General features: G+C 25.8%; 11 protein-coding genes and 1 pseudogene. 9 read left to right on the plus strand and 3 right to left on the minus strand.

The genetic code is table 11. The features are described 5' to 3' along the window. Nucleotides 1-161: 161 nt before the first annotated feature. The 7 genes from rlmB (at nt 162) to FD728_RS02915 (ending at nt 9,734) form a co-directional block, all read left to right on the plus strand. Nucleotides 162-896, plus strand: a complete 735-nt coding sequence (rlmB, locus tag FD728_RS02885; RefSeq protein WP_159934648.1) for a 23S rRNA (guanosine(2251)-2'-O)-methyltransferase RlmB — start codon at nt 162-164, stop codon at nt 894-896. Between the two features lie 437 nt (nt 897-1,333). Continuing rightward, the gene (rpsF, locus tag FD728_RS02890; protein WP_159934650.1) at nt 1,334-1,732 is read left to right on the plus strand and encodes a 30S ribosomal protein S6; all 399 of its coding nucleotides are present in this window, start codon (nt 1,334-1,336) and stop codon (nt 1,730-1,732) included. A gap of 171 nt (nt 1,733-1,903) precedes the next feature. After that, nucleotides 1,904-2,131, plus strand: a complete 228-nt coding sequence (gene rpsR, locus FD728_RS02895) for a 30S ribosomal protein S18 (protein WP_159934652.1) — start codon at nt 1,904-1,906, stop codon at nt 2,129-2,131. A gap of 52 nt (nt 2,132-2,183) precedes the next feature. Continuing rightward, nucleotides 2,184-2,633 (plus strand): 50S ribosomal protein L9, encoded by a 450-nt coding sequence (gene rplI, locus FD728_RS02900; RefSeq protein ID WP_159934654.1) that lies wholly within the window; start codon nt 2,184-2,186, stop codon nt 2,631-2,633. Nucleotides 2,634-3,006: 373 nt separating this feature from the next. Continuing rightward, nucleotides 3,007-3,765 (plus strand): 3'(2'),5'-bisphosphate nucleotidase CysQ, encoded by a 759-nt coding sequence (gene cysQ / locus FD728_RS02905; RefSeq protein WP_159934656.1) that lies wholly within the window; start codon nt 3,007-3,009, stop codon nt 3,763-3,765. Nucleotides 3,766-4,203: 438 nt separating this feature from the next. Then, nucleotides 4,204-5,949 carry an autotransporter assembly complex family protein gene (locus FD728_RS02910; RefSeq protein WP_159934658.1) on the plus strand — a complete coding sequence of 582 codons (1,746 nt, stop codon included), beginning with the start codon at nt 4,204-4,206 and terminating at the stop codon, nt 5,947-5,949. Next, nucleotides 5,946-9,734: a translocation/assembly module TamB domain-containing protein gene (locus FD728_RS02915; protein WP_159934660.1), complete on the plus strand. Its 3,789-nt coding sequence runs from the start codon at nt 5,946-5,948 to the stop codon at nt 9,732-9,734. Before FD728_RS02910 ends, FD728_RS02915 begins: the two co-directional genes overlap by 4 nt. 200 nt (nt 9,735-9,934) lie before the next feature. On the opposite strand, the gene ppa is transcribed toward FD728_RS02915, so the two are convergent. Both ppa and FD728_RS02925 read right to left on the minus strand, forming a co-directional pair. Next, entirely contained in the window at nt 9,935-10,471 is a 537-nt protein-coding gene (ppa, locus tag FD728_RS02920; protein ID WP_159934662.1) for an inorganic diphosphatase, read from the minus strand. A gap of 93 nt (nt 10,472-10,564) precedes the next feature. Continuing rightward, the gene (locus tag FD728_RS02925) at nt 10,565-11,014 is read right to left on the minus strand and encodes a DUF441 domain-containing protein (RefSeq protein ID WP_159934664.1); all 450 of its coding nucleotides are present in this window, start codon (nt 11,012-11,014) and stop codon (nt 10,565-10,567) included. A gap of 518 nt (nt 11,015-11,532) precedes the next feature. Between FD728_RS02925 and mpl the strand changes: the two are divergent. After that, nucleotides 11,533-12,912, plus strand: a pseudogene (gene mpl, locus FD728_RS02930) (UDP-N-acetylmuramate:L-alanyl-gamma-D-glutamyl-meso-diaminopimelate ligase). 307 nt (nt 12,913-13,219) lie between these two features. Next, on the plus strand, nt 13,220-14,560 hold the full coding sequence (pmbA, locus tag FD728_RS02935) for a metalloprotease PmbA (RefSeq protein WP_159934666.1): 1,341 nt from the start codon (nt 13,220-13,222) through the stop codon (nt 14,558-14,560). Nucleotides 14,561-15,051: 491 nt separating this feature from the next. On the opposite strand, the gene dolP is transcribed toward pmbA, so the two are convergent. Next, a complete protein-coding gene (dolP, locus tag FD728_RS02940) occupies nt 15,052-15,636 on the minus strand; it encodes a division/outer membrane stress-associated lipid-binding lipoprotein (RefSeq protein WP_159934668.1) in 585 nt (194 codons plus the stop codon). Between the last annotated feature and the right edge of the window lie 274 nt (nt 15,637-15,910).

Consider the following 15,910-nt stretch of genomic DNA (forward strand, 5'->3'; position numbering starts at 1 on the left):
TTAATTTAGAATTAGTTTTTTATATATAAAAAAATAATAGATAAAGTTTTATAGTACAATTAAAAAAATAAGACCATATCTTTAAAAAATATTTCAAAGAAATTATATTTTTTTGTACTAAGTTAATTGTTGCAAATTGATATTTGATGTTGAGTTAAGTGATGAGAGAAATCATTTTTGGTATTCATACTGTACATGCATTATTGAAGCGAAATCCACAGCTTATTAAAAAAGTATTTATTCTTAAAGGACGAGATGATCGTCGCATGCAATGTTTGATAACTGAGTTAAAATCTCATGGAATTATTATTCAATTTGCCAAACGTCAATGGTTTGATTCTCAAGTAAAAGGAGCTGTACATCAAGGTATTATAGCTAATATTAAATTAAGTAAAATACATCAGGAATACGAACTTATTAATTTACTTAATTTGATAGAGAAACCTTTTTTACTTATTTTAGATAGGATAACTGATCCACATAATTTAGGAGCATGCTTACGTAATGCTGATGCTTCTGGTGTACATGCTGTTATTGTCCCTAAAGATCGTTCAGCAGATCTTAACTGTACAGTAAAAAAAGTTGCTAGCGGAGCCGCAGAAAATATACCTTTAATTCGTGTTACTAATCTAGTACGTACTATCTGCTTATTAAAAGAATATAATATATGGATCATTGGTACTGTTGAAAAATCAGATCGAATGTTTTATGATAGTCATATGAATGGTGCGATAGCTTTAGTAATGGGTGGAGAAGAAAAAGGAATACGTCGTTTAACACGAGAACATTGTGATGAGTTAATTAGTATTCCTATGGTAGGTAGTGTAACTTCATTAAACGTATCAGTTGCAAATGGTATCTGTTTATTTGAAGCAGTTCGTCAACGTAATAAATAATATCTATAGTAGATAATCAAAAATAACATTATATTTATTTAAATATTTATCTTTCTTGTACAAAACATTAAAAAATATCGATTTTAACAATAATTATTATTTATATTAATCTTTAAAAGAAAATATTTATCATTTATAGTGTAATTATATACAATTTTTTATGTTTATGAATACTAAATTCATTGATAATATTATCTTTTAAAACATTTATTTTTATTTTTAATAAAAATATGTTTTATATATATCAATATATGATATTATCTTTAATATATATATTTTATATGAAATAATTTTTATCATTAATAATACATTGTATAAGTTTGATTAGATAATTGATGTAATATCCTACATGCTTACCTGACTAAAGTTCCTTGCTTTCATAGGTTGTAGAGATTTTAACCGAGCCTTTAGAAGGCTATAATCCATAAGGAGCACTGATGCGTAATTACGAAATTGTATTTATGGTTCATCCCGATCAGAGCGAACAGGTTCCAGCGATGATTGAGCGTTATACTACAACTATTAGTAATTTACAGGGTACAATTCATCGTTTAGAAGATTGGGGAAGACGTCAATTAGCTTATCCCATAAATAAACTACACAAAGCACACTATGTGCTTATAAATATAGAAGCTAGTCAACGCTTAATCGAAGAATTAGAGAATAGTTTTCGTTTTAACGATGCTATTATTAGAAATATGATTATGCGTGTTAAACATCCTATAAGTGATACTTCTCTAATGATTAAATTAAAAGAAGAACGTCGTGAACGTCGTGATGGTTTTGTTAATGAATTATCAAATGATTCTGATATTGAAAATAATGTTGATGATTAAGCATAGTAGTAAACAAGGTTAGTTTATTTATTATCGTATAAAAAAACAGTTAAAAAAGTAATCTAATTAGGCATTTATAATACACATAAAGTAATTTTATATAAAACTTACTTTTAAAAATTTTAATTAATTATTATAGAAAATATTCTAATAATTCTGGAAATTAATAAAATGATACGTCATTTCCGTCGTCGTAAGTTCTGTCGTTTTACCTCAGAAGGTATTAAAGAAATTGATTATAAAGATATATCAACACTTAAAAATTATATAAGTGAAAGTGGTAAAATTGTACCAAGTCGTATTACTGGTACTAGAGCAAAATATCAGCGACAATTAAGCCGTGCTATTAAAATTTCACGTTACTTGTCTTTGTTGCCTTATACCGACCGACACCAATAATAAAGTATAAACTATAAAATATTATCTATTATAATGTTAAGGATATAAATTAATGCAAGTTATTCTGCTTGATAAAATAGTTAAATTAGGTAATATCGGTGATACAGTTAAAGTAAAAGCTGGATATGCTCGTAATTTCTTAGTTCCAAAAGGTAAAGCTGTTCCTGCTACTAAAAAAAATATTATTTTTTTTGAAGAGCGTCGTGCTGAATTAGAAGCTAAACAATTTAATATTGTGAGAATTGCTAATATCCGTGCAGAAAAAATTAGATCATTAGGTGCTATCAATATTAAGTGTAAAGCAGGAAGTGAAGGTAAGTTATTTGGTTCCATTAGTGCACGTGATATTGCTAAAGCTGTCACTGCAGCAGGTATTGACGTTTCGAAAAACGAAGTTCAATTATCTCATAGAGTTTTGCGTCATATTGGAGAACATGAAGTTGAATTTCACTTTCATAATGAAGTATTTGTTAAGTTAATTGTAAATATTATTGCTGAATAATATTATTCCTAATTAATTATTTAATATTAAATAATTAATTATTATTATTTTAGTGTAAATAAAACATTTTTTAGTTGACCTAATAGTCTAATAGTATATAATTTCACATATCTATTATCTTCTTAAATAAATTTATTTTGTTACTACGTTGATATTTGTTCGTTCTAAATAAATGAATTATTCCTAACCTATAAATTCTAATTTATATATTCCGCTCTTACTTCAAAAATATTGTTATTTTTACTATTTTAGTATTTTATTAAATTTAAAAAGCTAGCAATAAATAAAATTCGTCTTTCTATCATATAATATTTATTAATTCATAATATATATAAAAATAAATAATTTAAATACCGAGATGAAAACATAAAAAATGTTAAATAAAATATGTCAGATAGCTATTGATGCTGGTAAAGCTATAATGCAAGTTTATAATGATAAAGAACATATAGATGTCAAATATAAATTAGATGAATCACCAATTACTAAAGCAGATAAAGTAGCACATAGAGTTATTGTGCAAAAAATTCAAGATTTATATCCAGAAGTACCTATAATTTCTGAAGAAAATCCACCTAGTTGGCATGATCGTCGAAATTGGGAAAAATATTGGTTAGTAGATCCTCTTGATGGTACTAAGGAATTTATTAAACGTAATGGTGAGTTTACCGTAAATATTGCTTTGATTAATAAAGGAAAACCAATATTAGGAGTAGTATATGCTCCAGCTTTTGAAGTCATATATTTTGCAGCTGAAGGTAAAGCGTGGAAGCAAAAAGGAACTAACAAAATACAGATTCATGCACATTTAAATTCTCCTCCACTAGTTGTAGTAAGCCGCTCACATCATACAGATATTGAATTAAAAGAATACTTACATGAATTAGGCAAACATAAAATAATTATAATTGGTTCATCATTGAAATTTTGCCTTATAGCGGAAGGAAAAGCACAAATATATCCGCGATTTGGAACTACTAATATTTGGGATACAGGAGCAGGACATGCAATAGCAATTGCTGCTGGTGCACATGTATATAATTGGCAAGGTAAAAATTTGGATTATTCACCGCGTGAATCGTTTATTAATGATGGATTTTGTGTTTCTTTACCTTCATATAAAAACTATTAATATACTATTTCAGTAATAATTTAAAATAATCTCTCTATATGCTATCTAAATTCCTTACATATCTATCTATATCTTTTTATAATCATAATTGATATGAATTATATTCATAATTAATATATTTTAGTATCTATTTATTATTACAATGTAATAAATTTTATGATTTTATATTTCATTAATCTATAATTAATTATAGAAATAAAATTAATAAAGTTATTTATTAATGTTTTATTTCTCTTTAAAAAAAATTTTTTAATAAAAAAAGAATAATTTATATTTAATCTATTTACTCATAATAGTTAAGGAAATTGCTCAATTAGCTATTTTATTTAATTACTTATCAGATAAATTCATTATATGCACTATTAATATAGAATTATATTCTAAGCGAATTAAAGCACCTGTAAAATACATGATTACAGTGATTAACAGGAGTAAAGTTTGCTACAAAATTATATATATTTTTTGATTATCCTAATATTTACACCGGTTGAAGCATCTAAAATATGTTTAAATATTGATGGAGTTAATCAAAATTTCAAAAAAAATATTACGTCGCGTTTATCTACTATTATTTATAATGAAGAAATAATAAATAAAGGATTACATGATAATATTTTTCAAATAAAACTATTAAAATCGATTAAAGAAGGATTACGTGCATTTGGATATTATGAACCTAATATTAATTTTAAATGGTTTATAGTTTTATCCCATAATAAAATACCTATTTTAGTTATTTATATTAATGCTGGTAAACCCATAAAGATAATTAATACTAATATTAATTTAAATGGAGAAGCAAAAAAAGATCTTAATTATCAATCATTAATAAAATCAAGTAAGCTTAAAGTTGGTACTCAACTTAATCATGAAGACTATGAAAAATTTAAAAATGAACTTTCTAATTTAGCACTAAGCAATGGTTATTTTGACGCTAAATTTCAGCAGACTCAATTGGCTGTTTCTATTAAACGACATGAAGCATTATGGAATATTGATTATGATAGTGGTTTACGTTATCACTTAGGTGATATAAATTTTTATGGTTCTCCAGTTGATGTAATTTATTTAAAAAATCTTATACCATATAAAAAAGGCGATATTTATAATTCATATATTTTAGCAGAATTAAATCGTCGTCTCTCTGCAACCGGTTGGTTTAAGTCAGTAATAATAAATCCGGAAATTCGTACAGCTAGTACCAATAAGATATTATCTTTAAATGCATTTTTATTACCGAACGTTGAAAATCTTATTAAGACCGGCATAGGTTATTCTACGGATGTAGGTTTTCGCCTTAAAGGTACGTGGGAAAAACCTTTGATAGATAATAAAGGTCGTAATTTAACTACCAATACCTATATTTCTCCACTAGAACAACAAATAGATTTAAGGTATAAAATTCCATTATTAGAAAGTCCTCTCGAACATTACTATACCATTGCTAGTGGTATAAAGTATAGTAATATTAATGAACTTAAATCAAATTCAACTATACTGACTATATCTCGTAATTTAGAAGATAGCAATTGGCAAAAGCAAATAAGTTTACATTGGAGTTTTGATCATTTTACTCAAGGAGAATTAACAACTAATAATGTTATGTTAATTTATCCAAGTATTAGTTTAAAAAGAATCCATTCATACGGTGGATTAATTCCTACTTGGGGAGATGAACAATTATATTTAGTGGATATATCTAATCCTATTTGGGGATCTGATGTCGAATTTCTGATTTTCCAGGCACAAAATATATGGATTCGTACATTAGGTGAAAAGCATCGATTTTTAGTACGCGCTAATTTTGGTTGGATTGAAACTAATAATTTTAATAAAATTCCACCAACTTTACGATTTTTTGCTGGTGGAGACCATAGTATTCGTGGATATAAATACAAAAATGTTGCTCAATATGATAGAAATGGACATTTAATAGGTGCTTCAAAATTACTAACAGGATCTTTAGAATATCAATATAACTTAAAAGATAAATGGTGGAGTGCTATTTTTATTGATTCTGGTGAAGCTGTTAATGATCTTCGAGATAATCATTTTAAAATAGGTACTGGTATTGGAGTTCGTTGGTTATCCCCTTTAGGACCAATTAAGTTTGATATTGTTCTACCTATTGATAATAAAGAACATTGTTTGCAGTTTTATGTAGGACTAGGGCTTGAGTTATGAAGCTATGGAAAAAAAGTCTAATTATCATTAGTATTTTTTTCATGCTTTTGTGTAGTACCATCGCTTTTATGATAGGAACAACAACTGGTTTACATTTACTATTCAAAGGTACTAATTTTTTAGTTCCTGGATTATCTATCCAAAATATCCATGGTAGTTGGAAAAATCTAACATTGGGTTCTATTACCTATGAAATACCAGGAATTAAAATTAATGTAGAACATTTCCATTCTAAACTTAAACTTAATTGTTTATTACACTCATTAATTTGTGTTGACAATTTTGTCATAAAAGACATTAAAATAGTAATTAACAACAAACTAATTACTAATAAAAAATTAAAAAAAGAAGATAATATCTTTAATAAAGTTATCTGGAATGCCATTTTTTTTAAAAAATCTTCTATTACTTTTAATAAAATAACAATACAGCATGTAAATATAAGAAATGATGACATGATCATTTCATTTAGGAATTTAGCTGCTAGTGTTCATTTAAAAGATCATACGATAACATTATTACCATCTTATATCGAAAATTTACTAGTAATACTACCAAAATTAACTCAAGGGTTCAATAAGAAAGCATTAGATTTAAAAGACTCTCATGAAAATTTTAATGTACAAGATATCCATAAAAAACTGAAATTCATTTTTTTAAAAAAAATTATACCAGATTATCGTAATATTGAATTACCTATAAATATTATATTACAAAAATTATTAATTAATCATATAAAAATAACTAATGGCTTTAATTTATTTATTATTAATTTATTTTTTTTAAAAGCACAAATGATTAATAGGAATATACAAATTACAACTTTGTTTATTAATTCGTCATATGGCAATTTAATTGCTAATGGTAATATTAATTTAATTAATAATTGGCCAATAAAATTCATACTGACTAGTAAAGTACATTTTTTGTCTTTCATAAATGAAAAAATTAAATTAAATCTTACTGGAGAAATATATGATAATCTTAAAATAAGGATGATTTTATTAGGTCCAATGTGTGCTCAACTTGATGCAGTATTACAACTATCTAAGGTGGGATTACCTTTATCTTTAGTAATTAGTAGTTCAGAATTACACTGGCCGTTAAGTGATTCAGTACAATATCAAGTATATAATTTCAATTATAAATTAACCGGTAGAGTTAATGATTATATAATGTCATTACGTACTATATTTAAAAGTAATATAATACCATTATCTAATATAGTATTAAATGCTCGAGGTAATTTCAAACAATTAAGGCTTGATAAATTACAATTAATATCTTCGAAAAGTTATATTAATTTAACCGCTTTAGTGGATTGGAATACAAATATCAACTGGTATAGTAATTTAAATTTCTCTAATATAGATCTTATAAATCATTATCCAAAATGGCCTACAAAGCTTAATGGTGAAATTTTAGCTTGTGGGATCTTAGATAGTCCTAATTGGTCATTTAGTATTCTTAAGTTTATTGTAAATGGTAATATTAGAAATAATTTAATGCATGCTAGTGGTTCGTTTATAGGTAATAGTAATTATTTTTGGAAAATACCGAGTATTAATGTTACTTTTGGTCTTAATTCTTTAATTATAAAAGGTGAGTTAGGTAATAAATTAAATTTAGATATAAATATCGATGCTTTAAAACTTAATCATACTTTACCAAATTTAGGAGGTATGATTAAAAGTACTATAAAAATAGGTGGAACTTTCAATTCTCCTCAACTATTAGCTAAGATTAGTGCAAATGAATTTCGTTGGAAAAAATTAAAAATTCATCGTTTATTACTGAAAAGTAATCTAAAATCTAGTAATCAAATTACTGGAAAGTTACAATTATATATAGAAAAATTAAAACAAGATACAAGCCAATTAAATTCTTTAATATTTTTTGCTAATGGTAATGAGCAACAACATCATATCACTCTTAATATAAAAACTCCTAATATATCAGGTTTATTATTATTACATGGTCAATTTAATCGAAAAAATAGACATTGGTATGGAAAAATACAAAAAACACGACTTAATACTTTAATAGGTAACTGGGAGTTAATGCAATCAATATCAATCGACTATTTAAATAGCATTCACACTATTATAATTAAACCACATTGTTGGCAAAATATGAAATCTCAGCTATGTATTCCAAAACCTATTAAAATAGGTCCAAAAGGATATTTGCATATAGTGATGAATAACTTTGATCTTGCAATGGTAAAATCTTTATTTAATTATTCTATTACGATTAATGGAATGATAAATGGGGATACATTTATTTATTGGAATCCTAATAGTATATTACCAATAGTTAATCTTTCTTTAACGGGGAAAAATATAAAAGTTAGCCAAGACATTCAAGACAACATATTACTAGTGATATGTGAAACATTTAAGATAAATGCTACATTGCATAATAATAACGAATTTAATTTAAAATGGTTAATAAGTATAGTTCATAACGGTCAATTAAAAGGTAATATACAAGTAATTCATGATTACAAAGAAAACAAAGATTATATTGCAGGTTTAATTAATGTAAAGAATATCTCCTTAAGTATGTTTAATACTATATTCAATAATATTTCTAATATTAAAGGTAATGTAAATAGTTATTTACTTCTAAAAGGTAATTTGCAACATCCACAATTATTTGGTGAATTAGGATTGGTTAATGTAAAATTTAAAAATAAAGCGATACCAATTAATATTATAGCTTCTAACTTTAAAATACTTTTTATAGGTGTTAATGCTATAATTAAAGGATCTATAAAAACAAAAGAAGGTAATATCCATCTTAATGGCGATGCTAATTGGAATCAATTAGATAATTGGTATATACGTACTACTGTACAAAGCAATCATATGCACATAGTGATACCGTCTATTATAAATATGGATATATTTCCTTATATATTAGTTGAAATTAATCCATTTATTTTAAGTATAAAAGGTACGTTTGATATTCCTAGTGCACATATTAAAATTCAGAAAGTACCTGCAAGAGTTAATGGTGTATCTTCTGATGAAGTAATGCTGGATAAAAAGTTACAATCTATTAAAAAACCAAAAAATTTTATAATACCTATTAACTTAAATTTAAATGTTCATCTTGGGAATAATATAGAGTTTTCTGCGTTTGGATTAAATGGTAAATTACATGGTAATCTTAAACTAATACAAGATAATACTGGTTTTGGATTACATGGACACATTAATATTTCTTCTGGTCGTTTTCAAGCATATGGTCAAGATTTAATTGTCCGCAAAGGTGAATTACAATTTTCAGGACCACTATATAATCCTTATATTAATTTAGAAGCGATTCGTAATCCTAGTATTACTAAAAATAATGTGACCTCTGGATTGCATGTTGTTGGTTTAATTAATGCGCCTAAAATAGAAGTTTTTTCAAATCCAGTAATGTCCAAACAAGAAGCTCTCTCTTATTTATTACATGGTAAAGAATTCAGTAGAGATAGTGATATTAATGTACTAACTTCAATATTTATTAGTATAGGAATTGCAAAAAGTGAACATATTATCACTGAAATTGGACAAAGATTTGGTATTAGTAGTCTTGTACTAAATATTGGTAATAGTCGTCAAGTACAGCTAAATGGTTATTTATTACCGAATTTACAAGTAAAATATGATATTGGAATATTTAATTCACTGTCTACATTCACTATTCGTTATCGTCTTATGCCTAAATTTTATTTAGAAATTATATCAGGGCTTAATCAAGCAATAGATTTAATATATCAATTTGAATTTTGATTAATTAATTTTTATATTAAAATAATTCATTTAAATTTAGAAAAATTGAAAATTTAATAAATAGTGATAAAAATATTAATTGACTGTATTTGAGTATTTATATTAATAATGTTTAACTAATATAAAAAATGTACTAATCTATTGATTAGTAATAATCACATGTAATTCTTACTAAGAAGAAAATAAATTATATTAAAAAATTAATTTATTCTTTGTGCACGTTTAATAGATGAAATAATTTCTTCTTTTGCAGCTTTTACATCATCCCATCCTTCAATTTTTATCCACTTATCTTTTTCTAGATCTTTGTAATGTTCAAAAAAGTAAGTAATTTGAGAACGGAGTAATTTTGAAAGATCTGTTATATCTTTAATATCATCATATTGTTTGCTCACTGTTGTATGAGGTACAGCAATTATTTTTGTGTCTATTCCCGATTCATCAATCATTCTTAATATTCCTATGGGACGACAAAGGATTATAGATGTAAGATTAAGAGGATAAGGAGATGGGACTAATACATCAATTGGATCACCATCTAGAGATAACGTATTATTTACATAACCATAATTACATGGATAAAACATGGTACTAGGAATAAAACGATCTACAAATAATGCACCAGAATTTTTCTCTATTTCATACTTTATTGGATTACTATTAGCAGAAATTTCTATAATAACATAAATATCTTCCGGTACATTTTTACCTGTAGGTATTTCTTGGCTTAAATACATTTAAATATCCTTAAACTATTCTATTAAATTAAAATTACTATATCATCTAAAAAAATTAATCATACATTTTTAATGTATGAAATTATTAGATATTTATCTTGTCGTAAAAAATAAAGAAACGATACCAGCAGCAATCAATGGTCCAACTGGTACACCACGGCAGAAAGCTACACCGATTGCTGTACCAATTAATAATCCACCTATTATAGATGGTTGCACTGTCATAAAATGAATGCCGCGCCCTCCTAGCCAAGCAACAAAAATACCGATAATAATTGCTAAAATTGACTGTGAATTAGAAAAAGATTTTAATAAAGAAGAACTTGTTAGAGAACCACTTGCTAGAGGTGCCATTACTGATATAGTGAGTATAATAATACCTATGTAGATACCGTGTTTTTCAATATATGGTAATAATTGAGATAATGGAGTTAACTGAATCGTTAGTAAAATTAAAATGGAAATAGTAACAGCGTTATTATGTACAAAATAGCTAAGAACGGCAAGGCAAATAATAATAATAGTTGAATCATAATTAGCCATAATTTTTACCTTGATAATAGCGCATGTTATAACGATTAATTTTAAATAGTATTATTTTATTTATTTATTTATTATAATATACATTATTTACAATAAATGTAAGTTTTAAATCTTATTTAATTAATAATAAATATTACTCTTACTTACTAAAATTTTTAAAATCATCGCTAATTTATTAGCTACGGTAAGTAATAAAATATTATTTTACTAGATACTATTTCAGTTAAGACATTATAAATTGCTTTATTGCTAGTCGTAACATTATATTTTTTAGTGAGAATAAATTGGAATTAATAAATACTAATCTAATTTCCTTTTTTTAATCTTTTTATTGATATAAATAAATGAATTAAATATTTAAAGTAAGTAAATAAGAAATGATTGTTATCATTTAATCCATGAATAAAATGAAATAAGTATCGCTTATGACTAATAATAAATTTATTTACTTTTTATTAAAGTCTGTTAAATCACTGAAAGTGAGAATTTACTAAATTTTTAAGTAATGGATCTCTTGTATGCATATTCATATCATTGGGATTTGTGGTTCTTTCATGAGTGGAATTGCAATACTAGCTCGTTCATTAGGACATCACAACTGGTACAAATGTTAATTTTTATCCACCAGCAAGTAAAATTTTAAAAAAGCAATCATTTAAATTGATTAAATTGTATCATACAAGTCAATTAAATCCAATTCCAGATATAGTTATTATTAGTTTAGTAACTCAATTAATCGTGGTAATCTATGTATATAAATGGTTTTAGAACGTAATATACCTTATTTTTGGTCCACAATGGTTGCATGATTTTATATTAGGTGATCGTTGGGTAGTTGCAGTAACAGGTACTCATAGAAAAACTACTACTGCAGGAATGATAGCATGGATTTTAGAATATTATGGATTTGAACCTGGATTTACTATCTAAGATATTCCTAGAAATTTTAATGTTTTAGCTCAATTAGGAAAAAGTACGTTATTTGTTGTTGAAGCAGATGAATATGATAGCGCTTTTTTGATAAACGCTTTCAGTTTATTTATTATTGCCCTCGTACATTAATACTTAATAATCTTATATTTAACTACGCAGATATTTTTAATGATTTATACTCAATTCAAAAATAATTTCATTATTTAATTTATACTGTACCAGATTATGGAAAGATTTTATCACCAAAATATGATAATCACTTAAAGCAAGTGATGGCAATGGGATGTTGGAGCGAACAGGGAATGATAGGTTTTTATAGTCAAGGGCAAGCGAAAAAAATTACTTTAGATGCATCTTGTTGGGAAATATGGTTTAATAATAAAAAAATAGCAAAAGTAAATTAGAATCTAATAGGAGAGCATAATATGCATAATGGTTTAATGGCAATTGCTGCTACTCGTCATGTTGGAGTTAAGCCATCTGATGCTAGTCAAGCTCTTAATAAATTTATTAATGTACGTCGTCGTATTGAATTGTGTGGGGTATTAAATGGAATTAAAGTATATAAGAAGATTTTGCTAATCATCCTATAGCTATTCTTGCTACGTTAGCAGCGTTACGTAGTAAAATTGGAGGCACTGCACATATTTTGGCAATAGTAGAACTAAATTCTAATACCATGAAAATAGGTATAAATAATCACGAGATAGGGCTATCATTAGGGCGTGCTGATGAAGTGTTTTTTTTAATTAAATGATAGCTAATAGCTACATGATAGCTAATAGCAAGCATTAGATATTATTAATTCATGGATACAGCCTGCACATTGAAGTGCAGATATTGATGTACTATTAGAAATAGTAGTGAAAGCAGCCTAGCTAGGTGACTCTATTTTAATCATTAGCACTAATACATACTTTAGTAACATTTACCAAAAGCTTTTGGCTTGTTTAAAAAATTTATAACTTTAGATTTATAATTATTTAATTTAATATATAAAGTATTTTACTAATTTTTTATAGTAAGTATTAAATATACTTAAATTTTCTTAATTATAGTTAGCTATATTATTTTAATAAAAAATAATATTTAATTATAGAAAAGATTATTACCAATAAATTTGAAAATTAATATTTAATTACTTTTATTGTTTTTTAAGGTTAAAACGTTTTTTTTCTATTTAATAGTATTAAAAATATTTTTTCAATGTGATGATAGTATCATTCTATATATATGTATGTACAATATATATTAAGGTTAAATAACTACATAATGAACATATTGACTCAGATTAACGAACAACGTAAATTATTAGAAAGTGCAGCTGCACAAGCTTTGGAGTTAGCAAAGTCTAGTACTGATGGCGCAGAAGTAACTATTACTAAAACTATAGGTATTTGTGTTAGTACTCGCTATGGTGAAGTTGAAAATGTTGAGTTTAATAATGATGGTGCACTTTATATTACTGTCTATCACAAAAATTGTAAAGGTATAGCATCTTCAACTAATTTAACTCCAAAAGCTATTAAAGCTACTGTACAAGCAGCAATCGATATTGCGTACTATACTTCAGCTGATCCTTATGCAGCACCAGCTGATTGTGAATTATTAGCGTTTGAATCTCCAGATCTTGATCTTTACCATCCTTGGGAAATTAACGTTGAACATGCTATAAACTTAGCAGCACATGCTGAACAAGTATCGTTAAATGCAGATAAACGAATTACTAATACTGAAGGCGGCAATTTTAATAGCCATGTAGGTATTAAAGTATTTGGAAGTAACTATGGTATGTTACAAAGTTACTGTTCTAGTCGGCATTCTCTTTCTAGTTGTGTTATTGCAGAGCAAAATGGTAGCATGGAACGTGATTATGCTTATACTATTGGTCGTTCCATTGATGATCTTAAGAGTGCTGAGTGGGTAGGTAAGGAATGTGCTCATCGTGTATTATCACGCTTATTACCTCGTAAACTTTCTACTATGAAAGCACCGGTACTTTTTACTCCAGAAGTATCAGTTGATTTATTTAGTCATCTTATTAATGCTATTAGCGGAACTAGTGTATATCTTAAATCTACTTTTTTACTAAATTCTCTTGGTCAATCTATTTTTCCATCATGGTTAACCATTAAAGAAAATCCACATATATTAAAAGGTTTAGCTTCAAAACCATTTGATAGTGAAGGTGTACGTGTTCAAACAAGTAATATTGTTAATAATGGGATATTACAGAATTGGTTAATGACTAGTTATTCAGCACGTAAATTAGGTTTACAAACAACTGGTCATGCTGGTGGTATACATAATTGGTATATTCCTGGACAAGGGTATAGCTTTAAAGACCTACTAAAACAAATGAATCGTGGTCTTGTAGTAACAGAACTCATGGGACAAGGTGTTAATTATATTAATGGTAATTATTCGCGAGGTGCAGTAGGTTATTGGGTTGAAAACAATGAGATTCAATATCCTGTAAGCGAAATCACCATTGCCAGTAATTTAAAAGACATGTGGCGCAATATGATAACAATTGGTGATGATATTGAAACACGTAGTAATATCCAATGTGGTTCAGTTTTATTACCTGAAATGAACATTGCTGGTAAATAATTTTTCATCATATCTATCTTAAAACTTAACTTTAGTTAAATATTATGTATTTAATTTATAATTAAATACAATAAATAATTAATTATGGTGTAATCAGATTATTATACATTAAATATTGTAATAATAATATAGTTGGCTGGCTAAATATCATTTCTTTGAGAAATACTATTATAAATATTTATATATTTTAATTTTATAGAAAAAGAATTATAAAAAAAATGATAATTAAATTAATATAAAAATTATTAACTAGGTGAATAATTAATGAATAGAAAGTAGAACATATATAATTAAAATTTATAATATGGATATGTATTGATTAGTAATTTTTAAAAGTTAATGAATTATTATTCAATATATTTATATTTAATTATCAAAATCATTTATATATTTTATCTTTTAATACTTAATTTAATAATATATAAATTATGCAAATTCAAGTAATATTTTTTATATATACTAATTCAATTTCAATTATATTGATTAATAATCTATTTTAAAATAGTAAATACCGTTATGACATGTCTTACATTTTTTACTCGACTAGCAATATTTGCTGCTGCTGCTGCTTCTTGCTGTGTGACTAAACCTAATAAGAAAACTTCTCCATTCTCAGTAATAACTTTAATATTAGATAATTTTACTTGATTACTATTGAATATATATAAACAGATTTGTGTTGTTATCAAAGTATCCGATAAAGAAATAGGTATACTAATTTTTTGATGGTTAACACGAATTCCATTATATATTTTTCTTGTATTTTTTACTATGGTCATTACACGATATATGGCGCGATGAACTAATTTTTGAGTTGGAGCTTGACCAATTAATAATATTTTTCCATTATATACGATAACTATAATGTGAGCTTGATTTTTAATAGCATGATCCTGCGATATCGTGTTAGTTATAGAGCGTTGTAATAGATTATCTTTTATCTGCATACTAATTGTACGAGGATCGTTAATACTTTTAGTAGCAACAGCAGCGTTGCTAGCAATTATGGTAACACACCCCTGTAATAATATAGATAATAATAAAATGATAATATTTTTTAATGTATTTATTTGCATGGTTGTTATTAACTTTAGTATAAAATACTACAATATTAGTAATCGAATTTTATCTTTAGTTAAAAATAAATATATATTTTTTATGTTTTCCTTTTAAATAATTTTTCTATTTTTTAGTATAAATTTGACCATATAGATCATAATTTCTATTCAGTATTATATGATGATTCTCATCATCTAGAGATAATAGTAAATAAAAATAGTTTCTATTTTAGACTTTTAATTTACTACAGTATTAATATTAGGTAATTATATTTATTATTTATTGTTATTA

The sequence above is a fragment of the Pantoea sp. Aalb genome, from assembly GCF_009829985.1.
GTDB lineage: Bacteria > Pseudomonadota > Gammaproteobacteria > Enterobacterales > Enterobacteriaceae > SZZU01.

Excerpts from the sequence above, each read along its gene's own strand:
- rlmB (WP_159934648.1), top strand. The coding sequence starts at position 162 with ATGAGAGAAATCATTTTTGGTATTCATACTGTACATGCATTATTGAAG.
- rpsF (WP_159934650.1), top strand. The coding sequence starts at position 1,334 with ATGCGTAATTACGAAATTGTATTTATGGTTCATCCCGATCAGAGCGAA.
- rpsR (WP_159934652.1), top strand. The coding sequence starts at position 1,904 with ATGATACGTCATTTCCGTCGTCGTAAGTTCTGTCGTTTTACCTCAGAA.
- rplI (WP_159934654.1), top strand. The coding sequence starts at position 2,184 with ATGCAAGTTATTCTGCTTGATAAAATAGTTAAATTAGGTAATATCGGT.
- cysQ (WP_159934656.1), top strand. The coding sequence starts at position 3,007 with ATGTTAAATAAAATATGTCAGATAGCTATTGATGCTGGTAAAGCTATA.
- FD728_RS02915 (WP_159934660.1), top strand. The coding sequence starts at position 5,946 with ATGAAGCTATGGAAAAAAAGTCTAATTATCATTAGTATTTTTTTCATG.
- ppa (WP_159934662.1), bottom strand. The coding sequence starts at position 10,471 with ATGTATTTAAGCCAAGAAATACCTACAGGTAAAAATGTACCGGAAGAT.
- FD728_RS02925 (WP_159934664.1), bottom strand. The coding sequence starts at position 11,014 with ATGGCTAATTATGATTCAACTATTATTATTATTTGCCTTGCCGTTCTT.
- pmbA (WP_159934666.1), top strand. The coding sequence starts at position 13,220 with ATGAACATATTGACTCAGATTAACGAACAACGTAAATTATTAGAAAGT.
- dolP (WP_159934668.1), bottom strand. The coding sequence starts at position 15,636 with ATGCAAATAAATACATTAAAAAATATTATCATTTTATTATTATCTATA.